Annotated in this window: 22 protein-coding genes; 7 read left to right on the forward strand and 15 right to left on the reverse strand. The window is 30.9% G+C overall.

Annotated features, from left to right (window positions below; translation table 11 throughout):
- Position 1: 1 nt before the first annotated feature.
- Genes metG through mobB form a run of 4 tightly spaced genes read right to left on the reverse strand, consistent with a single transcriptional unit; the run spans position 2 to position 3,426 of the window.
- Complete coding sequence (gene metG, locus CCO88_RS02970) at positions 2-1,888, reverse strand: methionine--tRNA ligase (RefSeq protein WP_002783756.1); 1,887 nt, start codon at positions 1,886-1,888, stop codon at positions 2-4.
- 9 nt (positions 1,889-1,897) lie between these two features.
- Positions 1,898-2,095: a hypothetical protein gene (locus CCO88_RS02975; protein ID WP_002776770.1), complete on the reverse strand. Its 198-nt coding sequence runs from the start codon at positions 2,093-2,095 to the stop codon at positions 1,898-1,900.
- Positions 2,088-2,930: a class 1 fructose-bisphosphatase gene (locus tag CCO88_RS02980; RefSeq protein ID WP_002839323.1), complete on the reverse strand. Its 843-nt coding sequence runs from the start codon at positions 2,928-2,930 to the stop codon at positions 2,088-2,090. Before CCO88_RS02980 ends, CCO88_RS02975 begins: the two co-directional genes overlap by 8 nt.
- A gap of 1 nt (position 2,931) precedes the next feature.
- Positions 2,932-3,426 carry a molybdopterin-guanine dinucleotide biosynthesis protein B gene (gene mobB / locus CCO88_RS02985; RefSeq protein WP_002776772.1) on the reverse strand — a complete coding sequence of 165 codons (495 nt, stop codon included), beginning with the start codon at positions 3,424-3,426 and terminating at the stop codon, positions 2,932-2,934.
- Positions 3,427-3,518: 92 nt separating this feature from the next.
- Here mobB and CCO88_RS02990 point away from each other — a divergent pair, with 92 nt between their 5' ends.
- Entirely contained in the window at positions 3,519-4,004 is a 486-nt protein-coding gene (locus CCO88_RS02990; protein ID WP_002783754.1) for a hypothetical protein, read from the forward strand.
- Here CCO88_RS02990 and CCO88_RS02995 read toward each other — a convergent pair.
- The 3 genes from CCO88_RS02995 to gltX are packed head-to-tail and all read right to left on the reverse strand — an operon-like array spanning position 3,901 to position 7,106.
- Entirely contained in the window at positions 3,901-5,532 is a 1,632-nt protein-coding gene (locus CCO88_RS02995; RefSeq protein WP_025443319.1) for a lytic transglycosylase domain-containing protein, read from the reverse strand. The two genes, CCO88_RS02990 and CCO88_RS02995, sit on opposite strands and share 104 nt — an antisense overlap.
- A complete protein-coding gene (locus CCO88_RS03000; RefSeq protein WP_002776775.1) occupies positions 5,526-5,807 on the reverse strand; it encodes a YggT family protein in 282 nt (93 codons plus the stop codon). Before CCO88_RS03000 ends, CCO88_RS02995 begins: the two co-directional genes overlap by 7 nt.
- Positions 5,808-5,810: 3 nt before the next feature.
- Positions 5,811-7,106 carry a glutamate--tRNA ligase gene (gene gltX / locus CCO88_RS03005; protein WP_002776777.1) on the reverse strand — a complete coding sequence of 432 codons (1,296 nt, stop codon included), beginning with the start codon at positions 7,104-7,106 and terminating at the stop codon, positions 5,811-5,813.
- An 84-nt stretch (positions 7,107-7,190) separates the two neighbouring features.
- On the opposite strand from gltX, the gene CCO88_RS03010 reads away from it, so the two are divergent.
- Both CCO88_RS03010 and CCO88_RS03015 read left to right on the forward strand, forming a co-directional pair.
- Positions 7,191-8,315, forward strand: a complete 1,125-nt coding sequence (locus CCO88_RS03010) for a metallophosphoesterase (protein ID WP_002776779.1) — start codon at positions 7,191-7,193, stop codon at positions 8,313-8,315.
- Positions 8,312-9,112, forward strand: coding sequence for a phosphatidylserine decarboxylase (locus tag CCO88_RS03015; protein WP_002776781.1), 801 nt, complete (start codon positions 8,312-8,314; stop codon positions 9,110-9,112). Before CCO88_RS03010 ends, CCO88_RS03015 begins: the two co-directional genes overlap by 4 nt.
- Here the strand turns inward: CCO88_RS03015 and CCO88_RS03020 are convergent.
- The 7 genes from CCO88_RS03020 to CCO88_RS03050 are packed head-to-tail and all read right to left on the reverse strand — an operon-like array spanning position 9,109 to position 15,264.
- The gene (locus CCO88_RS03020) at positions 9,109-9,390 is read right to left on the reverse strand and encodes a FlhB-like flagellar biosynthesis protein (RefSeq protein ID WP_002776788.1); all 282 of its coding nucleotides are present in this window, start codon (positions 9,388-9,390) and stop codon (positions 9,109-9,111) included. The genes CCO88_RS03015 and CCO88_RS03020 overlap by 4 nt on opposite strands.
- On the reverse strand, positions 9,387-11,693 hold the full coding sequence (gene fliK, locus CCO88_RS03025) for a flagellar hook-length control protein FliK (RefSeq protein WP_002810551.1): 2,307 nt from the start codon (positions 11,691-11,693) through the stop codon (positions 9,387-9,389). The genes CCO88_RS03020 and fliK overlap by 4 nt, the downstream gene beginning before the upstream one ends.
- Positions 11,686-12,873: an MFS transporter gene (locus CCO88_RS03030; RefSeq protein WP_002776792.1), complete on the reverse strand. Its 1,188-nt coding sequence runs from the start codon at positions 12,871-12,873 to the stop codon at positions 11,686-11,688. The genes fliK and CCO88_RS03030 overlap by 8 nt, the downstream gene beginning before the upstream one ends.
- Positions 12,851-13,354: a hypothetical protein gene (locus tag CCO88_RS03035; protein ID WP_002776794.1), complete on the reverse strand. Its 504-nt coding sequence runs from the start codon at positions 13,352-13,354 to the stop codon at positions 12,851-12,853. Before CCO88_RS03035 ends, CCO88_RS03030 begins: the two co-directional genes overlap by 23 nt.
- Positions 13,344-13,649 carry an AtpZ/AtpI family protein gene (locus CCO88_RS03040; RefSeq protein WP_002783745.1) on the reverse strand — a complete coding sequence of 102 codons (306 nt, stop codon included), beginning with the start codon at positions 13,647-13,649 and terminating at the stop codon, positions 13,344-13,346. Before CCO88_RS03040 ends, CCO88_RS03035 begins: the two co-directional genes overlap by 11 nt.
- Positions 13,646-14,920, reverse strand: a complete 1,275-nt coding sequence (gene hemL, locus CCO88_RS03045; protein WP_002793836.1) for a glutamate-1-semialdehyde 2,1-aminomutase — start codon at positions 14,918-14,920, stop codon at positions 13,646-13,648. The genes CCO88_RS03040 and hemL overlap by 4 nt, the downstream gene beginning before the upstream one ends.
- On the reverse strand, positions 14,917-15,264 hold the full coding sequence (locus CCO88_RS03050; protein ID WP_002776800.1) for a c-type cytochrome: 348 nt from the start codon (positions 15,262-15,264) through the stop codon (positions 14,917-14,919). The genes hemL and CCO88_RS03050 overlap by 4 nt, the downstream gene beginning before the upstream one ends.
- A 77-nt stretch (positions 15,265-15,341) precedes the next feature.
- Between CCO88_RS03050 and folD the strand changes: the two genes are divergently transcribed.
- Together folD and lepB are read left to right on the forward strand one after the other, a co-directional pair.
- Positions 15,342-16,199: a bifunctional methylenetetrahydrofolate dehydrogenase/methenyltetrahydrofolate cyclohydrolase FolD gene (folD, locus tag CCO88_RS03055; protein ID WP_002776802.1), complete on the forward strand. Its 858-nt coding sequence runs from the start codon at positions 15,342-15,344 to the stop codon at positions 16,197-16,199.
- Positions 16,200-17,048 (forward strand): signal peptidase I, encoded by an 849-nt coding sequence (gene lepB / locus CCO88_RS03060; RefSeq protein ID WP_002839330.1) that lies wholly within the window; start codon positions 16,200-16,202, stop codon positions 17,046-17,048.
- Positions 17,049-17,102: 54 nt separating this feature from the next.
- On the opposite strand, the gene CCO88_RS03065 is transcribed toward lepB, so the two are convergent.
- A complete protein-coding gene (locus tag CCO88_RS03065; protein ID WP_002776808.1) occupies positions 17,103-17,447 on the reverse strand; it encodes a Fur family transcriptional regulator in 345 nt (114 codons plus the stop codon).
- Between the two features lie 132 nt (positions 17,448-17,579).
- Between CCO88_RS03065 and CCO88_RS03070 the strand changes: the two genes are divergently transcribed.
- Positions 17,580-18,449, forward strand: coding sequence for a metal ABC transporter solute-binding protein, Zn/Mn family (locus tag CCO88_RS03070; protein WP_002790402.1), 870 nt, complete (start codon positions 17,580-17,582; stop codon positions 18,447-18,449).
- Positions 18,446-19,768, forward strand: coding sequence for a HoxN/HupN/NixA family nickel/cobalt transporter (locus tag CCO88_RS03075; RefSeq protein WP_002776816.1), 1,323 nt, complete (start codon positions 18,446-18,448; stop codon positions 19,766-19,768). The genes CCO88_RS03070 and CCO88_RS03075 overlap by 4 nt, the downstream gene beginning before the upstream one ends.
- Positions 19,769-20,040: the final 272 nt, after the last annotated feature.

Consider the following 20,040-nt stretch of genomic DNA (forward strand, 5'->3'; position numbering starts at 1 on the left):
CCTAGCCTACTAAAGAGCCGTTTTCTACAAGTTGTTCAGGGCTTATGAGCACAAGTTTATCCCCGCTTTTTGCAGAAAGTATCATACCATCGCTTTCATGTCCAAAAATCTTAGCTTTTTTAAGATTGCTTATAACACAAACTTGCTTTCCTATCAAATCGCTTGCTTTATAATACTTAGCAATACCTGAAAGCACTTGACGAATTTCTTTATTGTCAAGTTCGAGTTTAAATTTTAAAAGTTTTTCACTGCCTTCTATATTTTGACAATCAATCACCTTGGCTACCTTAATCTCTATTTTTGCAAAATCATCGATTTTGATTTTAGGCTTTTCTTCTTTTTTGACTTCTTGTTTTTCTTCTTGAGATAAGAGAGGTTTTTCTATTTTTGGAAATAAAGCTTCACAGGCGCTAGCCTTAAAATCTAAAAGTTCATTTTGTAAGATAAGTTTTTGATAGTTTGTAGGAGAAATTTCAAAATTTAAAGCCAAACCTACTTTTTGACAAGATTTTGGCAAAGTAGGGCTTAATAAAAGACTTGTTTTAGCTAAGATATTTGCACAAAGTCCTATAAGAGCATTGGCTTCTTTGATTTTATTTGCTTTGATTAAATTCCAAGGTTCGTATTTGCTAATGGCTAAATTTGCAACACTTAAGGCTTTAAAAAGCTCTTCTAGATAGCGATTACATTGTAGGTTTTCTAAAAAGTTTATAGCGTTATCTAAGTGCTCTTTAGCCGTATCAAGTTCGTTTTTATAAAATTCTAAAACGCCTTCTTGAGAAATATTACCTTGATTGTATTTTATACTCATTCCTATGATGCGGTTGAGTAAATTGCCAAATTCATTGCCTAGTTCTGTATTGATTCTATTAATCAAAACACTTTCGCTAAAATCACCATCATTCCCAAAAGGAACTTCTCTTAGCAGAAAGTATCTAAAAGCCTCTAAGCCATAAGCATCTACCACTTCTTTAGGTTTTACGACATTACCTTTAGACTTGCTCATTTTTTCACCCTCTTTAGTCCACCAACCGTGTGCGCCGATAAATTTAGGCAAAGGTAAATCCACGCTCATTAAAAAGGCTGGCCAATAAATCGCATGAAAACGCAAGATGTCTTTGCCTACTAAGTGTATGTGGGCTGGCCAAAATTTAGCATTTTCTCCTTGGCTTTGATAATCAAGCGAGCTTATATAAATAAAAAGCGCATCAAGCCATACATAAATAATGTGTTTATCGTCTTTAATTTCTTCTGGGATTTCAATACCCCAATCAAAGCTTGTTCGAGTGATAGAAAGATCTTTAAGTCCACTTTGGACAAAATTAATCAATTCATTTTTTTTATTTTTAGGCAAGATAGGATCTTCTTTATCATACCATTGAAGAATCTTATCTTGATATTTTGAAAGCTTAAAAAAATAACTTTCTTCTTTTAATAAAGAAGTATCTTTGCCACAATCAGGACATCCACATTCGTTTATAAGTTGACTTTTTGCAAAAAAACTTTCACATGAAATACAATAATGTCCCTCATATTCATCCTTATAAATATCTCCTTTTTGCCACATTTTTAAAAACATAGCTTTAACAAATTCAACATGCCTAGTATCGGTTGTTCTTGCATATATATCATAAGTGATTTCAAACTCATCCCAAAGTTTTTTAAATTCAGAACTGATTTTATCAGCGTATTCTTTTGGGGTTGAGTTTCTTATTTTTGCTGCTTGTTCTATTTTTTGTCCGTGTTCATCAGTACCTGTTAACAATCTAGTCTCATGCCCTTGCAAACGATAAAATCTAGCTAAAGTGTCCGCAATGATAGTGGTATAAGCATGTCCTAAGTGAGGCACATCATTTACATAATAAATTGGAGTTGTAAGATAACGCATTTTATTCCTTTAAAAATCAAATCCGCCTTCGGTTTTACCCTTAGACATACTATTGTAAACTGCATCTACATAATCTTTTCTTGTAGAGCAATTAAAAATTTCATCGCAATTATAGCAAGACTTTAAGCCTTTTGAGCTTTGGCAAGAGCTTAAAATTTCTTTTTTTTTATCTAAGTCTTGCTCAAACTCATCTCTTATTTCACTCATTATAAGCCTTTAAAAGCTCTGAAATTTCATATTTTGAGCCAAAAAAGCAAGGTGTAGTTGCGTGAATTTCATCAAAATCAAGTTCTAACAAGGAATGATTTTTTCCATTTGTGGTTTTACCTCCTGCTTTTTCTATAATAAAAGCTAAAGGAAATACTTCAAAAAAAGCGCGCAATTTACCCTTAGGCGCATCACTAGTTGCTGGATAGCTAAAAAGTCCACCACCTTTGAGCAAAATTTGATTGATATCACTTACCATAGCTCCTGAATATCTTAGGCGATAACCCTCATCGAATAATTTTTTGATAAACTTAGCATGCTTTTCTTCCCAAAATTTTTGAGTACCGCCTGTAGCATTGATTTTACCTTTTTCTTGCATTTGAAGGTCTTTTACAAAAACAAATTCGTTGTTTTTATCAAGACGGTAGAGTTTTGGCTTATCTTCGCAAATAACAAGTTCCAAGCGAGCTCCATACATGCTATAAAGCGCAGCTTTTAAATTTTTAGCACTTGCTTTTTCTTCATAAATAGCAAAAATAGAACCTATAGCAAAATTAACATCCATTAAACTTGAGCCATCAAGCGGATCGTAAGCGACGATAAATTTCGCATTTTCATTGATATTTAAAATCTCATCTTTTTCTTCGCTGATAATAGCTTTAATGCTAGGGCACTGACTTAAAGTATTTGTGATAATCTCATCACTTAAAACATCAAATTTAAGTTGAGTATCGCCTGTGGAGTTTTGGTTTTGACTATAGCTTGTATCGGGAAATTTTAAAGCATTTGAAATTTCAATTACTACTTTTTGTATGTAGGAAATAAGTTCTTGCATTTTATAATTCTCCTTGTAAATTTTTCGCATTTTTTAAAATATAATTGCAAATTCCTTGCACGTCATTTAAATCAAGCCAAGTTAAATTCGGATAAGAATCAATTTTTTCATAGCTTGCAATAGCATTAGAAAAAGCAAAATAACTTTCATCAATTTCTTTATAAAAAACACTTATGCGTGGTAAATCTAAGGTTTTTAATCCTTCAACCAAACATAAATCAAAATCAGGCGCTATTTTTAACGCGCTTAAAATATCTCTTTTTTCATGAGAGAAAAAAGTCGTGCGAGTAGGGCTTAAAACCATCACTTCAGCACCACTTTGAAAAAACTTAAAACTATCCTTGCCATTGACATCAAATTGAGCTTTATCTGCAGGATCGTGTTTGATAATCAAAACTTTTAGGTTTTGTTTTATAAATTCATTTGCAATTTTTGTGATCAGTGTTGTTTTGCCTGAATTTGAGGGACCGCTAAAAGCTATGATTGATTTTTTCATTACCATTTTCCTAAAATAAAATGTAAATTATAGTATTTTAAACCAAAAAATAGAGTTAAAAGGTTAAAATATAGAAAAAAATTAGGAAAAATATGAAGATTTATACTTTAGCTCTTGCAATGTTAGTTTTTAGTGCTTGTTCTTTAAAGGAAGAAGCGGTTGTGGATGCGAATTTGAAAACTCAAACTTTAATGTTTGCTCAAAAATATAAAATTACTCAAGATAAAATGAATGCTATAATTACCCTGTCTTATTTAAATCCTATTTTAGATAAAGCTAGCGAGGAGGATATTTTTGCTTTGACTATCACTCCTGATACTTTGAAGATAGAAAATTTAGAAATTTTTATCAATGAAAGAAAGGCTAATATAGAAGAACTTGATGAAGAGTTTTTTAAATACTTGATACAAAATCGTTATACCCGTTATCTAAAAATAACTCTTCCAAGCGTAAAAAAAGAAGACAAAATTACAGCTAAGATTTGTTTAAATCACCTGCCTTGTTTTGAGTTAAATTTTCAAAAATATCCGAAATCTTTATACTATCGTTCAGAAGACGTCGATACACAATATAATTAGCCAATACTTTTTTTCCATAAATTCGACTTTCTTGATAAGGAACAAATTCCATAGACAAGAAAGGTTCGAATTTGCCTTGTTTAAACATATCATCTCTTGCAAGCATACGATTGGTAAAGCCTATGCCTCCATTATAAGCATAAGCAATAAAAAGAGGAGATTTTAAATGTTTTTCTAAATAATTTAAATGATGATTTCCAAAATAATAGGCATTTTTTGGCTCAAACATAAAATCTTGATCAAAATTTGGAATTTTTAATTCTTTCTCGCCGATATGATTGGCTAAAAATGGCATAAATTGCATCATACCTAAAGCATAAGAAACCGATATCGCAGTAGGGATAAAACGGCTTTCTTGTCTAGCAATGGCTAAGATAAGCGCTTGTCTTGGGGCGCTATAATCTTTAATGTATTCATAATAAGGCATTATAAAATAATGGTTTTTAAATTTTGATTTCCTTTCTAAGATATAAGCATAGATAGGCAGAGTTTCTTTTGAGTCAAATTCTTTAGCCAATCTATCAAGTTCGCTTGCATCAGCTTCGCGAATTTGTTTGTTGAGTTTTTGCCATGCAAAAGGATCTTGCATATTGAAATTGTTTTTTTTCTTATTTGTAGAATCTATGACTTCGATTTTAAGAAATTCAGAATTTGTTAATTCTTTAGCGTAAAGACTATAGATATTTAAAGAAGAGCTTTTGGCTAAAGTTTGCAAATCTTTATCATCTTTTTTAATCATCCACATCCAAAATATAGCATTGTCTTTGTTACTTTGCATTTTAAAAGTTTGTGCTGCTTTGGCAAAGAAATTGTAAGCCAGTTCTTCTTTGTTGTAGGCTAAGGCATTAATGCCTAAATAAAAAGCAGAATCCTCATTTACAAATGTTGGATCTATTTTTAGCATTGAAGCCCTAAATTTGGGATTTTCTTTTTTTATGATAATATTTTGTGCAAAATTCTTAAATCCTACATGAGTTGGCAGCTTATTAGCAAAACTAGCATTTAAATCAAAATCATATTTTTTAGAATAATTACGAAGTCTAAAAAAACCATTAACATCTTCTTTTTGAATGATATAAGCTATAGGTTCGGGAGTGTTAAAAGCTAAAAGTAAATTAGCCAAATCGCCTCTTTGATGACTAAGTTTTTGAGCTAAGGCACTTCGGCTAGCATTATCAAGGCTTGCTATAAAGGCTATTGAGTTTAATCTTATACTTTGGCAAGTTTGATTTGCATCGAGTATATTAACCTTCGTGTAGTTGTAGCATGGACCGTATTTAGGATCGATGAAAATTTTTACAGGAATTATTTTTTCAAGTTCGGATTTGATTTTACCTACATAGCGGAAGATATGAGAATTTAAGCCTTCAGCCTCTTTTTTACTTATTATTTTTTTTTCTAAAAGACGATAGATATAATAATCTTTAGCTATGGAATTTTCCTCTTGTTTTAATCTTTCTAAATTATAGGGGCTAGCATTTAAAAATACTAAGCTTAAGCTAAGTAAGATAAGTATTTTTCTCACAATAAGCTCCTTAGGATATTTCCAAGAAAAATACTAAGAAATTGTAAGGCTAAAACGATAATCAAAGGCGCAAGATCTATGCTTCCTATGCGTGTTGGAATTTTTCTCACTAAAGCATAAGCAGGGTAGCTTAGCTTGTATAAAATTTGAACGATAGGATTGTAAGGATCAGGATTTACCCAACTTAAAAGTGCTGTGATGATGATAATCCAAGTGTAAATATTGATAATAATTTGAATCACTTGAAAAATAGAAATAATCAAAGAATCTACAACCATTATTTATATCCTTGCTAATTCGTTAATATAATTTTTTATATAAGGGTAAAGATCACTTAATTCAGGGCCATGAGTATTTCCAGTTAGGATAATTCTTAGAGGCATAAAAAATTTTTTACCCTTTAGTTGACTTTTTTCTAAGAGATAGCTTTTAAACTCTTCATAACTCTCAAAAGGTTCGATTTGACTTAAAAGATCTTTTAAAATTTTACATTCTGGTTCAAATTCGTTAAAATCTTTAGCACCAAAGATAGCTTCTAGTTTTTCTTTGATTTCTTTGATGGTGCTTGCTTCTTGGGTATAAAATTTGGCAAGTTGTGCTAGATCTTTATTTAAATTTAAAGCAGTATTGAGTTCATTATCTGCCATCATTTTTATATGTTCGCGATTGATTTGCAAAAGTTTTTTAAGATCAAATCTCGCTGGAGCTTTAGAAATTTTGCTAATATCAAACCACTCAATCGCTTCTTCTAAGGTAAAAATTTCACAAGGAGTTTTATTGCCTAGCATGATAAGATAATTTGCGATCGCACTAGGTAAAATTCCACTCTCAAGTAACCATTTTACTGAAGAATGAGCCTCTCTTTTGCTCATTTTTACACCCTCTTCATTTAAGATAATAGGTAAATGTGCATAAGTCATAGCTTTATCATAACCTAAACTTGCACGAATATGTTCTTGTTTTGGGGTATTTGAAACATGATCTTCACCGCGTATGATGCAACTTACATTTTCAAGCATATCATCTACCGCACAAGCAAAATTGTAAGTAGGGGTTTTATCTGTTCGCATAATCACAAAAGAATCGATATTTTCAGGCTCAAAACTTAACTCTCCTTTGATAAAATCTGTAAATTTCATAGTGTGAGTAGGTTTTTTAAGGCGAATTACAAAGGGTTTTTCACATTCTAAAACATCAATGTCTGCTAAATTCTGACAAGTGCCATCGTAGCGATAGGCCTTGCCTTGCTTTTTGGCGAGTTCTTTTTTTGCTTCAAGCTCTTCTTCGGTGCAAAAACAAGCAAAAGCTTTTTTTTCACTTACAAGCTTTAAAGCCATTTGACGATGAAATTTTAAATTTTCACTTTGTACATAATAATGCTGCCATGAAATGCCAAAAAGATGCAAAATTTCTTTAATCTCTTCTTCTTTTCCTGTTATATTTCTAGCCTTATCGGTGTCTTCGATACGCAAAATGAAATCCATATTTTTTTGTCTAGCACATATATAATTAAATAAAGCCGCGCGTAAATTTCCTATATGCATATCGCCTGTTGGAGAAGGTGCAAAACGATACATTTGATAACCTTTGATTTTATTAAAAGCTTATTATAACAGAAAAATTTATATGGATATTTAATTTGCTTTGTTATAATTAGGATTATGATATTTTTTATTTTTTCTTTTGTTACGTTATTGATTTTTGGTTTGGCAAATATTTATATTTATAAAAGATTGATTAAGAAAATTTTTATCTTTAAGTATCTTTATAAAATTTTTGCCTTTGTTTTTACTCTGCTTTTTCTAGCTCAAGCGATATTTTTAATCTTTCGCAGAAATGAATACCTAAGCGATACTTGGTACGAATTTTTGGCTGCATTGTATGCACCGACTTATTGTTTATTTTTTATAACTTTGGGGCTTGATTTTATAAGGCTTATTTTAATGTTAATGGGTAAGATGCATAAAAAATATAGTCTTGCCCTGCGCTCGGTTTTTGATTTAACTATCATAAGCTTAGCAGTAGTATTGATTTATACAAGTATAAATAACGCTATAAGAGTGCCTGAAATTCAAAGTACGGATATCTATCTTGCCAAACTTGATCGCGACTTAAAAATAGCTATGCTTACAGATATACATTTGGGTAAAAATTTGCATAAGGATTTTTTGGATAGGCTCATCGTTGAAGTAAATTTGCAAAAGCCTGATATGGTGGTTATAGTGGGGGATTTAGTAGATACAAATCCTAAAGAATTGCAAAATTATATTTCAAGGCTTAATGATTTAAAATCCACCTATGGAACTTTTTATGCTTTGGGTAATCATGAGTATTATCATGGAGTAGATGAAGTTTTAAATTTACTTAAAGAATACACCAATATGAAAATTTTACTTAACCAAAATTTAGACCTAGGTTTTATAAATATCGCAGGACTTGGAGATTTAGCAGGGCTTAGTAAGGGTTTGTACGCTCCTGATTTAGCAAGGGTTAAGGTAGATTTAAACACAAGTAAAGCTAGTATTTTGCTTGCTCATCAGCCTAAAACAGCCTTGCTCTATAATTTAAGTGATTTTGATCTTATTTTAAGTGGTCATACGCATGGGGGACAAATTTTCCCTTTTATGTTTTTAGTAAAGCTTCATCAAGGTTTTATACGTGGGCTTTATGATTTAGGAGAAAATACCAAACTTTTTGTTAGCAGTGGGGCAGGTTTTTGGGGGCCTAGTTTAAGAGTTTTTGCTCCCAATGAAATTGTAATTTTAAATTTGAAAGGTGAAAAATGAGTTTTTCTAATGAGAGTTCAAGAATTTTTGGACTTATAGCAGGGGTTGAATTTCCTAGTTTTATACAAAAAATAATCAATGAAAAATATGTCAATTATTTTAAGATCGATATGAGCGAATTTAAAGCTCCTTGTGAATATGAAAGCTTAAATGCACTTTTTACAAGATCTTTGCAAATTCCAAGAGAGATAAATGAGGGTTTTATAAGTCCAAGTGATGGGAAAATTTTAGAGTGCGGAAGTGCTTTTTTAGCAGATAATGCACTCTTTGCTTTTTCGATTAAAGGGCATACTTATAGCATAGAAGAGCTTTTAAAGGATAGTTTTAAAAAAGAAGAATTGGAAAATGGGCTTGATTATGTTAATATCTATCTTTCTCCAAGAGATTATCACCGCTATCATAGTCCTTGCAATATGCAAATTTTAAGTGCAACTTACACAAGTGGCGCCCTTTATAGTGTAAATGAAAAGCATTTAGAGCGTATTAGTAATTTATATGTAAAAAATGAAAGAGTGAGTTTAAAATGTCAAAATGAAAAGGGTATTTTTTGGCTTGTGTTTGTAGGAGCTCAAAATGTAGGAAAAATGCGTTTTAAATTTGATACAAGCATACAAACTAATGCAAAATTTTCTCATAATTTTACTAGAAAATATGAAAATCTAGAGCTTAAAAAAGGTGAAGAATTGGGAAATTTTGAATTAGGTTCTACCATAGTTTTAATTGCTCAAAAAGGACTTTTAGATATCAAGCTTAAAGCAGGGCAGAATGTTAAATTTGGAGAAAAAATAGCAGATTAATTTTTAGGTGTTTTATTTGCCATTTGATAAATAAAAGCAAAAACTTCAGCCACAGCTTTATACATATTGGGCGGAATTTCATCTCCTAAGTCTAATTTACTTAAAATTTCTATCAAATCTTCATCTTCTTTGATAGGAACTCCGTGTTCTTTAGCTAAAGAGATAATTTTAGCAGCACTTTCTCCTTTGCCGCTAGCAAGAACTTTAGGTGCTGAATTTTTTTCTTTTTGATAGCCTAGAGCGACAGCTTTTTTGATTGATTTTTTTATCTTGCTCATACTTTTTTATCCATACCCATTTCAAGATCTAAATTTTTGGCATTTCTTGTATCAAATTTGCTTCTTATGATATCTCCTACAAAGAAATTTGCACTTAAAAGTCCTGCTTTATTGATATTTCTTTTAAGTTCGTGAGCATTTTCATAGATGGTTTTTCTAAATTCAACATTTTCTGCCATGATATTAATATCTATGTATTTATCATTGTTTAAAGAGATAAGAATTTCCAAATCGCCAAGCTTGGCAAATTCAAGTTTAATTTGAGCAAAAAATTTATCCTTTTTTCCACGCCTAAACATGATCTTAGAATCATCTAAATCCTCCCAAGAAAAGGGCAGATAGGTATTGATAGAATCATTAGCTAAAGACATGAGTTGATTGAGTTCAATTTGCGCTAAAAGACGATTGGCTTGATTGTATACGGCTTCATTACCTTCGTTTTTGGCTAAATTTGAAATTTGCAAAAGGGTTGATTTTACATCATGATGTAAAGATTCGGCTATATCCTGCTCGGTTTTTGGTTTAATTTGTGCTAAATCTTTTATGGATAAATTTAATTTATGTTCTAAGGTTTTTAATTCTGCTTGATTGAGTTTGGCATTTTGAGTATGGGGCTCGAGTTCTTTTAGGCTTTCATTGACTTTTCTTGAAAGATTGCTTAAGCTTTTGCTTAAATCCTGCACTTGCTCTAAGTCCAAATTTTCTACGCTAAAGGCCAAATTCTTTACAATATTTTGTTTTATAAATTCTTGATTTTTTATGATATTTTGGGCGGTTTGATTGTTTAATTGTTGTGTATTTTGAGTATTGCTTGGATTATTGTTTGGGTTATGAGTGTTTGCTGAAGTTTTGTTTTCTGTTTTTGTTTCGTAAAATTTAGGATTTTCTTTGGTTATATTTTCTTTAATTTTTTCTTGTTTTTCATCTTTGATTTTATCCTGGTTTGAGGTGGAATTTTTTGTATTGTTTTCTGCTTGATTTTCTTCTGTTTTATTTTTTGAATCTTGAGTATTGTCTTTACGATTTTCCGTTTTAGAATCCAAATTTTGATCCTCTTTTGGATGAAAATCTTCTTGAGATTCTAAATTTTCTTCTTTTTTGATATCTTGTTTTATATCCGCATCATTATCATCTAATGAATTTTCTTTTTTTGGTACTTGAGGGGATTTTTCTTCACTTTCTTCTTGTTTGATGCTAGAGTCGGGGCTTTCATCTTTGGTATATTCATCATTCTTGTTAATGTCTTCGTTTTGAGCTTTTATATCTTCTTTGATATTTTCGTTTTTAATATTTTCATTTTTAATGTTTTCTTTATGATTTAAAAGACTTTCTAAAATACTTTCTTTTTGGGGTGTTTTAGGAAAATGATCACCTAGGATATTTTTTAAGGTATTTTCTAATTTTTCAAAAGCTTTTGCACTTTGTTTTAAAAGCTCGGTATCTTTTATCATTAAATTTTCTGGTCTGTTTAAAGCTTTAAAAAAATCATTTTTTATCGCATTTAATTCTTTTGCAATTTTACTAGCTATAGGAAGAATTTTTTCTTGAGTATGGCTTGGATTTTTAGCGATATAGTTTTTAAAATTCTCTAGTTTTGAGCTTAAATTTAAAAGAGCTTTAAAAGAGCTTTGATTTAAAATTTGCTTATTTTCATTTTTATTAGAATAAATAATATTTCTTAATTCTTTTAAGGTGTCTTTAGGACTTAAATTTGCATTTGCAAGCTGTGCAATTTGCGCACCAATCTTTTCACTGCTAAGACTTTTAATCATGCTTATAAGAGAATGAAAACTTTTGGGTAATAATTCCTCGTTTAAAGCGTCTTTTAATTTCGCTTCAAAAAAGATACCCGAATTTTTTAACAATGGCGCTAAATTACTATTTTTTATTTCACTTGCGGGTTTTAAAATTTGGTTTAATTTATCCAAAACTTGAGTAAAGGTATCGCTTTTTGCAAGTTCTGTGCTTAAGACTTTTAATTCATTGGCAAAATTAGGAGCTAAATTTAGATTTTTTCCTTGTTTAAGCATAGGTGAGTCAGGATTTTTTTGTGCATTGATTTGATCTAAGAGCTTATTGACAAGTTCTTTTAATTTTGCGCTTGTTTCATTTTGAACAAAACGAGTTAAAACTTCTTCATCGCTTGCATTTTTACTTAGTCCCAAATTTTGTTTTAAGGCTTGAGAAAGTGCTTCTTTAGGATTATCTTTAGAATTTAATTTATCTTTACTTATCCCACTATCGGTTTTTATGTCATTTTTTTGTGCATTTGCAATTTGGCTTGTAAGTTGAGTATTAATCATCAAGCATCACCATATTTCCTGGTTTTTTCTTAAATTTTTTATTTAAAATATTGGGTTTATTAACTGCAAAAAGGATAAGAAATCCAAGAGAGGCTATATAAAACCAAACAAAACCATCTGTATTAAAATATTGTATTAAAAATCCTAAAATTAAAGGACCAAACAAAGAGCCTAAAGAATAACAAAATAAAACCCCACGACCCAGTTCAACGCCTTGATTTTTGTTTGTTAGCATATCATTAGCCCTTGCAAGAGCTAGAGCATAAAGACAAAAAACTCCTATACCAAGTAAAATGCCTAAAAAATATTGCATATACAAATGAAGTTTAAAAAAAGCAAAGATAAGCATGGTAAAAAAACCTATGCTTGAGCAAGTGATGATTGCGAATTTTCGTCCCATTTTATCAGAAATACTTCCTACTACAATTTGGGCTAAAAATCCACCCAGCACCCCACAAAACATAAAATAAGAAACTTCTTGAGCTCCAAAGCCTTGTAAAAGTATAAACAAAGACGCCATAGAAAAAAACCCATTAATAAGCATTCCAGCTATAAAACTTGTAACAATAGCTAAAGGAGCTATATCAAAAATTTTAGGTATAGAAATAGGACTTGGTGCGGGCAAGACGGGTTCTTTGATCTTGATTAAATTTAAAGGCAATGATGAAAGCAAGATAAGTGCTGCACTTAAAATAAATATATTATGCTTGTTTAAATCTAAAGCAATAATCAAAATCCCAATACCAAACGCAAGATAAAATACGATTTCATAAAAACCTAAAATTCTAGAACGAACGGCGTTTTTGCTTTTTTCATTAAGCCATGATTCTATTACCATTAAAAGCCCATAATAGCAAATTCCTATAAAAAATCTTAAAATCGCCCAAAAAACAAGATTTTCACTAAGGGTATGAAGCATAGCAGAAATTCCAAACACCGCACCAAATAAACCAAAAGATCTTATATGTCCTATGCGAGAGATGATTTTATGTGCTCCGATGGTGCCTATAAGGGCTCCTATAAAAAAGCAAGAGCTTAGCACTCCAACAGCCAAGGAGCTTTCTTTATTTTCTTTTAAAATAACACCTATGGAGCTTACGATCAAGGCATTGCCTGCAAACAAAAATGTCATACTGGCAAAAAGTGCTGTCATGGATCTAATGATTTTTTTTGGACTCATATCTTCTTATATACAGCATAAAAATAAAAACACATACTAGCAAGGATGAAATTCCACATATATAGGATAAAATATCTAATTTATCTTGACGATGTAAAAATAAAAATCCCGCAACTAAAACCCCATAGGCTATCAATTTAAATAAGGCAAAAAACAAAGTAAAAAAGCGTAACCTATCTTTAAAATTTAGAGATAAATCGTCTTTAATGGAAATAAATTTAACAATTCTAGGTAACTTTTCTATCTTTTTTATATAAAATAAACTCGGATAAATGAAATCTTTTTGATGGTTTTTTGCTTGAGCTAGGATAAATTTCTTATAATTAGAATAAGAAGTAAAAACGATCAATAAAATGCTAAAAAAAGCAAATTCATAGCTTAAAATTATATTTAAATTTATCCATTTAAAAATAACAAGAATGCAATAAAACAAGACGTGAATTAAGCACAAGATAATAAAAAAAGCTTTTTTATTTTCCATTATCTTGTTCTTTTTGGCGAATTTTCTCTTTTATAAACTCGTCTCTTTGTTGAAATTCTCCATAGCTTTTAACTTGTGATTTATAGGTTTTATAAACATTAAGTATTGCTGCTGCAACACCCCAAAATACACCCAGCCAAAAAAGCCAAGGGTAGGGTGTAAATTTTTTTAACAAATACCCCACGCCAATCCCGATTAAAATAGCAACGACCATGGAAATTCCAAGACTAAGCCCATCTGCGGCTTCTATAGTCTTGCGAATGATTTTTTGTCTTTTATTAGAATTCTCACTCATAGTTTCTTAAAGCTTTCATGTGTACTTTGTAGGGTTTTATCGATATGCTCTTTATTCATTTTAGCGCAGATAAATCCTGTTTCAAATTGAGAAGGAGCTAGATAAATTCCATTTTTAAGCATGTTTTGATGAAATTTAGAAAAGAGTTTAAGATCAGATTTTAAAGCATTTTTATAATTATATACTGGATCTTGCGTGAAAAAATATCCAAACATAGAACCCACATAGCAAGTTTGTAAAGCAATACCTCTTTCATTTGCAAGTTCTTTCATTCCCTTAGTAAGCCTTTTGGCTAATTTTCCAAGTTTAGTATAAAGATCTTTTTTCTTTTTGGCTTTAGATAAACTAGCAATTCCTGCAGCCATTGCCAAAGGATTTCCACTGAGTGTTCCTGCTTGATAAACTCCTCCTAATGGACTTAAAATATCCATGATTTCTGCTCTAGCTGCAAAAGCTGCTGCAGGTACGCCTCCACCTATAACCTTGCCAAAAGTAACGATATCTGCTTGTATGTGATTGATACCATAAGAGCCAAGATATGAAGCTCTGTATCCACTCATCACTTCATCAAAGATGAGCAAGGTATCGTTTTCTTTGCAAATTTTGACAAGCTCTTCTAAGAAATCTTGCTTGCCAGGAACTAATCCCATATTTCCTGCAATAGGTTCGATAATAACACAAGCAATGTCTTTATTTTTCTCAAAAAGCTCTTTTACGCTTTCTATATCGTTATAAGTTGCTACTAGAGTATGCTTTGCTACATCTGCTAAAACCCCTAAAGAGCTCGGTGAATTAAAAGTAGCAGCGCCACTTCCAGCACTTACAAGTAAAGAATCTGAATGCCCGTGATAGCAACCTTCAAATTTTAGAATTTTATCTTTTTTGGTAAAACCGCGAGCAAGGCGTATGGCACTCATGGTCGCTTCTGTACCACTGCTTACAAAGCGAATTTTATCTAAATGCGGAAAGTCTTCTAAAACAAGCTCGGCCAGTTGTGTTTCTAGCAAAGTCGGCGCACCAAAGCTTGAACCCTTTTTTAAAGCCTCATTGCAAGCTTTTAATATATCTTTATCGCAATGCCCAAAAAGCAAAGGTCCCCAACTTTGCACATAATCAATATAGCTATTGCCTTCTATATCAAAAATATGAGCTCCCTTTCCATGGGATATAAATCTAGGCTCACTTTGCACATTGGCAAAAGCACGAACAGGAGAATTTACACCTCCTGCAATAAGACTGCAAGCTATTTTAAAAGCTTTTTTGTTTGTCATTTTTGCTCCTTTTTAGATTGCTTGATGTAATTATATAAGGTTATAATTTCATCATTGGTTAATGAGTAATTTGGCATGATCGATTTTGCATCTTTGTCTTGATTAAGAGAATTTTGAAATTCTTCAAAACTAAGATTTTGAATACTTGGGACTTTATAGGCTGTTTTAACTCCATTTTTCATATAAAAACCTAGAGTTTGTTCGCTTCCATCGTTACCATGGCATTTTTTACAACTAATACCCCTTGGGTTTTCATAGAGCATTTTCGAATACTCTTTAAGTGTTATGAAATCAGAAGCAAAAAGATTTAAAATAGCTCCTAGAAATATTAAAACAGCTTTCAAAATTTCACCTTGTTAATGAAGTTTTAATATGATACAATTTTTACTTTAAAAAAGTGATAAATTTATAAAGGAAAAGAATGACTTTGCTTGATGGTAAAGCTTTAAGCGCCAAGATTAAACAAGAACTTAAAGAAAAAAACAAAATGTTAAAAGAAAATGGAGTAGAAACTTGCCTTGCGGTAATTTTAGTAGGTAATGATCCAGCAAGTCAAACTTATGTCAATTCTAAAGCTAAAGCTTGCGAAGAATGTGATATAAAATCTTTGGTTTATCGTTTGGATGAAAATACAACTCAAAATGAGCTTTTAGCTCTTATTAATACCTTAAATCACGATGATAGTGTCCACGGAATTTTAGTTCAGCTTCCTTTACCAAAACATATCAGCAAGGATTTAATTTTAGAAAGTATCATCAGTAGTAAGGATGTGGATGGCTTTCATCCTATTAATGTGGGTTATTTAAATTTAGGTTTGGAAAGTGGATTTTTACCTTGCACTCCACTTGGCGTTATGAAACTTTTAAAAGCTTATGATATCAATCTTGAAGGACTAGATAGCGTTGTAATCGGTGCTTCAAATATAGTAGGTCGTCCTATGGCTACCATGCTTTTAAATGCGGGTTGTACGGTAAGTATTTGTCATATAAAAACAAAAGATTTGAGCGCTTATACTCAAAAAGCAGATTTGATTATAGTAGCAGCAGGATGTGTTAATTTGCTTCGTGCAGATATGGTTAAAGAGGGTGCTATTATAATTGATGTAGGAATTAATCGCCTTGAAAATGGCAAAATAGTAGGCGATGTGGATTTTGAAGAGGTTTCAAAAAAAGCCAGTTTTATAACCCCTGTTCCAGGCGGTGTAGGCCCTATGACTATAGCGATGCTTTTGGAAAACACAGTAAAATCAGCTAAAAATAGTTTAAAATCAGGAATATAAATGAATTTTTTAAAAAAACTTTATAAATTTTCACAATCATGGACAGGAACGGTTACCATCGTTCTTTTAGTAATCTTTTTCTTTATACAAGCCTTTGTTATACCTTCAGGTTCGATGAAAAATACCTTGCTTGTAGGTGATTTTTTATTTGTTAAAAAATTCAGCTATGGAATTCCAACTCCACATATTCCGTGGCTTGAAATTCCAGTTTTACCGGATTTTGATAAAGATGGACATTTAATCAAAGGGCAAAGCCCCCAAAGAGGCGATATAGTGGTTTTTAGAAACCCTAAAAATGAAAAAGAGCATTTTGTAAAACGCTGTGTAGGAGTGGGCGGAGATAGAATCGTTTATGCCAATAAAACACTTTATGTAAGAATGCATGAGGGTGATGAATTTATGAAAGAACATTATCCTGATGATTTGGCAACCCTTGGAGGGCAAATTTATGTTAAAGAGCCTTATAGGCAAAAAGGGATTCATTATGATTTAAACAAAGATATAGAAAGTGATATTTTGCGTTTTCTTAGTGTGGGCAAATTTGCTATGTCGCCAACTTATTTTAAAGAACTTGGAAATAATATAGGCTTTAGTGGTGGTAATGCCTATGTTTTTGATGTGGCCGAAGAAGAATATTTTATGGTAGGGGACAATAGAGATTATTCTTATGACAGCCGTTTTTGGGGCTCTGTTCCTTATCGTTTGATAGTAGGAAAGCCTTGGTTTGTTTATTTTTCATGGGATCAAGATAAAAATGTTCGCTGGGAAAGGATAGGGCGTTTTGTTGATACTTTGGAAAATGAAGAAGAATACATTCATGATCATGATGATGAGGATAAATTGAGTTGATTTTGTTTTCTGTATAAGCAGTAAATAAAATCACTTTCTTAAATTTGGCTTATTTTATTTTTCACAATCACTACAAATGCCTTTTATAAGCACACTTTTAATCGTACCTTTTACTTTTGGCATTTGAACATCGCTAATTTTATGGCATTTATCACAAACAAAATGTGCCTTAGCGTGATCTGCTAATTCATAAAAACTTTTGCGGTTTAACTCACTTTTACTAACAATGCCCTTTTTTTCAAAAAGTTCCATATTACGATAAAAACTGGTTTTATTGGCTTTGATATCAAAATGATCGTAACTTAATGGAGTCTTTGCAAGGGATAAAATTTGTAGTAATTCTACGCGTAGGTCTGTTATAGCTATATCGTGTTTTTTTAATAATTCAAGAGCTTCCATAAGATTTACCTTTAAAATATAAATTATATTTTATTGTAGCATAAAAAAGCTTTATGTTTGCAACTTTATGTTTAAGTTGCAACTAAGTTGCATTTTGTATAATTTCAAAATATTTTATTATAAGGAAAATCTATGTTGAGAATTTTATTATTAAGTGTATTGTGTGTTTTTGCTTTTGGAAAGCCCATAATTAGTGTCAGCATTCCACCTCAAGCTTTTTTTGTGGAAAAAATAGCTAAAGATAGTGTTGAAATAAATATACTCATACCACCAAATTCAGATGAGCATACTATGGAGTTTAAGCCTCAAGCATTGAAAAAATTAGAGCAAAGTGAAATTTATTTCTTAGCAGATTTAGAGCTTGAAAAAATTTTGGAAAAAAAATTTAAAAGTGTATTAAAAAATGTAAAAATTGTTAATATTAATGAAGGTATTCATCTTCTTGAAGGAGGGCATGATCATGAGCATGAACACGATCATGATCACGATAGACATCACGCAGAAGAGCATGATGAGCATAATGACCCTCATGTTTGGCTTGATCCTATTTTGGTTAAAAAATTGGCACAAAATATTACCCAAGCTTTAGTGCAAAGTTTTCCAAACAATAAAGAATTTTATGAAGCAAATTTGGCTAACTTTTTAAAAGAGCTTGATCAAATGGATGCTCAAATCGCAGAGAAACTTAAAAATATTAAAAGAAATGAATTTATAGTTTATCATCCAAGTTGGGCTTATTTGGCTAAAAGATACAATCTTGTGCAAATTCCTGTAGAAATTGATGGTAAAGAGCCTAAAAGTAAAGATTTGCAAAATCTTATCAAGCTTGCAAAAGAAAAAGATATACGCGTTATCTTTGTTCAGCCTGGCTTTCCAGAAAATTCTGCAAAAGTGTTAGCTAAAGAATTAAATGCTCAAATTGTTTCTATTAATCATTTGGCTAGAAATTGGGATGAGGAGCTTCTAAAAAGTATCCAAGCTTTAAGTTCGGCCTTGCAATGAGAGCGATTTTTGTTTTAATATTTCTAGCTTTAAGCAACTTATATTCTTGCGCCTTGTGCGCAACTTACACCCCAAATGTAGATGTAAATTTAGATTTTAATATGAGCAATGAAAAAATCAAACAAGTAGATATAAGCTGGGAATTTTCAGAAGAATTTTTTAATGTTTTGCTTGAAAATTATGACTTTAATTATAATGATAAATTTGATCCTGATGAACTTGAAATTGTAAAATACACACTTTTAGACTACATAAAACCTAAGCATTTTTTAACTCAATTTAGCTTTAATGGCTTGGAAGAAAATATAAATATCAAGCAATTTAAAAATCCTAAATTGCAGATAAAGTCTCCTCGTTTGTTCTTTAGTTATCAAGTTGTTTTAGATATGCCCATTAAAGATTATAACACCTTTAGTATAAAAATTCACGATGATGGAGGATTTTTTAATTTTAATATAAAAAATCAAAATTCTATAAGCCTAAATTCGCAAAATTATATCATTTCTAGTATTGATTCAAGCACTGCATCTTTTGAAGTATATCAAGGGCAATTACCTCAAGATGTATATATAGATAATACTCCAAGTCCTTCTCCTTCAAAAAATTTTTTAGAAAAATTGATTGAATTTAATAATACACTTTTTGCCCATATTAAAGATATATTAAGAAAAGAATTTGATTTTAAATCCTTTTTGATTTTATTAGTGATTTCTTTTGCGTATGGTGTTTTTCATGCTAGTGCTCCAGGTCATGCTAAAATGCTGACAAGTTCGTATTTTTTAACCCATAAAAGTACACCCTTAAAGATATTGTACTTTGTATCTAGGATAGGAGTTATTCACATATTGAGTGCGTTTTTATTGGTAAGTGTTGGAGTGGTTTTACTTGAGCATTTATTAAAAGATGTCAATAATGAAGCTGGCTTTGTATTGACTAAGATTACGAGTTTGTTTATTATTTTTATTGCTTTATTTATGATTAGTAAAAAGATATTAAGCGATAAAAAGCAATGCTGCTGTGCTCATCATAAAAGCAATGAATGGGGTATTATACTTAGTGCTGCTTTAGTGCCTTGTCCTGGGGTTGTTTTACTTATAGTATTTGCCTATGAGTTTAGTTTTTGGTATGCGTTAAGCTCTGCTATTTTTATCACTTTGGGAATGTGTTTAGTATTGTTTGCTTTTGCATTAGGAGCAAATCAATTTTATAAAAGCATTTCACATACAAAAATAAGAATCTTTTTAGAATATTTTGGACTTATTGTTATGTTTTTATTTGGTTTGTTTTTGTTTATCAATATAAAAACAAATGCACTATAAAAGAAATTTCTAGATAAAATGGGTAAAATATTTTTTATCTAAATCTAGATTTTTCAAATCATACATAATTAACAAGCAAGCATGTAGTTTATAAACTATGAAAAAATGCTTAGTGTTTAAAATCAATTCATATAAAAATTATTTTATAATATGCTTATTTTAAACAAAGGAGCATTAAATGAAAATCACAATGATAATTCTAAGCTTATTTTCTTTAGTATTTTTAAGTACATGTGCTTTTAAAGAAAAAAAAGCAAGTGAAATAAAAACTC

Source organism: Campylobacter coli LMG 9860 (genome assembly GCF_000254135.1).
GTDB lineage: Bacteria > Campylobacterota > Campylobacteria > Campylobacterales > Campylobacteraceae > Campylobacter_D > Campylobacter_D coli.

Excerpts from the sequence above, each read along its gene's own strand:
- metG (WP_002783756.1), bottom strand. The coding sequence starts at position 1,888 with ATGCGTTATCTTACAACTCCAATTTATTATGTAAATGATGTGCCTCAC.
- CCO88_RS03020 (WP_002776788.1), bottom strand. The coding sequence starts at position 9,390 with ATGAGCAAGATAAAAAAATCAATCAAAAAAGCTGTCGCTCTAGGCTAT.
- CCO88_RS02990 (WP_002783754.1), top strand. The coding sequence starts at position 3,519 with ATGAAGATTTATACTTTAGCTCTTGCAATGTTAGTTTTTAGTGCTTGT.
- folD (WP_002776802.1), top strand. The coding sequence starts at position 15,342 with ATGACTTTGCTTGATGGTAAAGCTTTAAGCGCCAAGATTAAACAAGAA.
- gltX (WP_002776777.1), bottom strand. The coding sequence starts at position 7,106 with ATGTATCGTTTTGCACCTTCTCCAACAGGCGATATGCATATAGGAAAT.
- fliK (WP_002810551.1), bottom strand. The coding sequence starts at position 11,693 with ATGATTAATACTCAACTTACAAGCCAAATTGCAAATGCACAAAAAAAT.
- mobB (WP_002776772.1), bottom strand. The coding sequence starts at position 3,426 with ATGAAAAAATCAATCATAGCTTTTAGCGGTCCCTCAAATTCAGGCAAA.
- CCO88_RS03000 (WP_002776775.1), bottom strand. The coding sequence starts at position 5,807 with ATGGTTGTAGATTCTTTGATTATTTCTATTTTTCAAGTGATTCAAATT.
- CCO88_RS03070 (WP_002790402.1), top strand. The coding sequence starts at position 17,580 with ATGTTGAGAATTTTATTATTAAGTGTATTGTGTGTTTTTGCTTTTGGA.
- hemL (WP_002793836.1), bottom strand. The coding sequence starts at position 14,920 with ATGACAAACAAAAAAGCTTTTAAAATAGCTTGCAGTCTTATTGCAGGA.
- CCO88_RS02980 (WP_002839323.1), bottom strand. The coding sequence starts at position 2,930 with ATGCAAGAACTTATTTCCTACATACAAAAAGTAGTAATTGAAATTTCA.
- CCO88_RS03035 (WP_002776794.1), bottom strand. The coding sequence starts at position 13,354 with ATGGAAAATAAAAAAGCTTTTTTTATTATCTTGTGCTTAATTCACGTC.
- CCO88_RS03040 (WP_002783745.1), bottom strand. The coding sequence starts at position 13,649 with ATGAGTGAGAATTCTAATAAAAGACAAAAAATCATTCGCAAGACTATA.
- CCO88_RS03010 (WP_002776779.1), top strand. The coding sequence starts at position 7,191 with ATGATATTTTTTATTTTTTCTTTTGTTACGTTATTGATTTTTGGTTTG.
- CCO88_RS03030 (WP_002776792.1), bottom strand. The coding sequence starts at position 12,873 with ATGAGTCCAAAAAAAATCATTAGATCCATGACAGCACTTTTTGCCAGT.
- CCO88_RS03015 (WP_002776781.1), top strand. The coding sequence starts at position 8,312 with ATGAGTTTTTCTAATGAGAGTTCAAGAATTTTTGGACTTATAGCAGGG.
- lepB (WP_002839330.1), top strand. The coding sequence starts at position 16,200 with ATGAATTTTTTAAAAAAACTTTATAAATTTTCACAATCATGGACAGGA.
- CCO88_RS03065 (WP_002776808.1), bottom strand. The coding sequence starts at position 17,447 with ATGGAAGCTCTTGAATTATTAAAAAAACACGATATAGCTATAACAGAC.
- CCO88_RS02975 (WP_002776770.1), bottom strand. The coding sequence starts at position 2,095 with ATGAGTGAAATAAGAGATGAGTTTGAGCAAGACTTAGATAAAAAAAAA.
- CCO88_RS03075 (WP_002776816.1), top strand. The coding sequence starts at position 18,446 with ATGAGAGCGATTTTTGTTTTAATATTTCTAGCTTTAAGCAACTTATAT.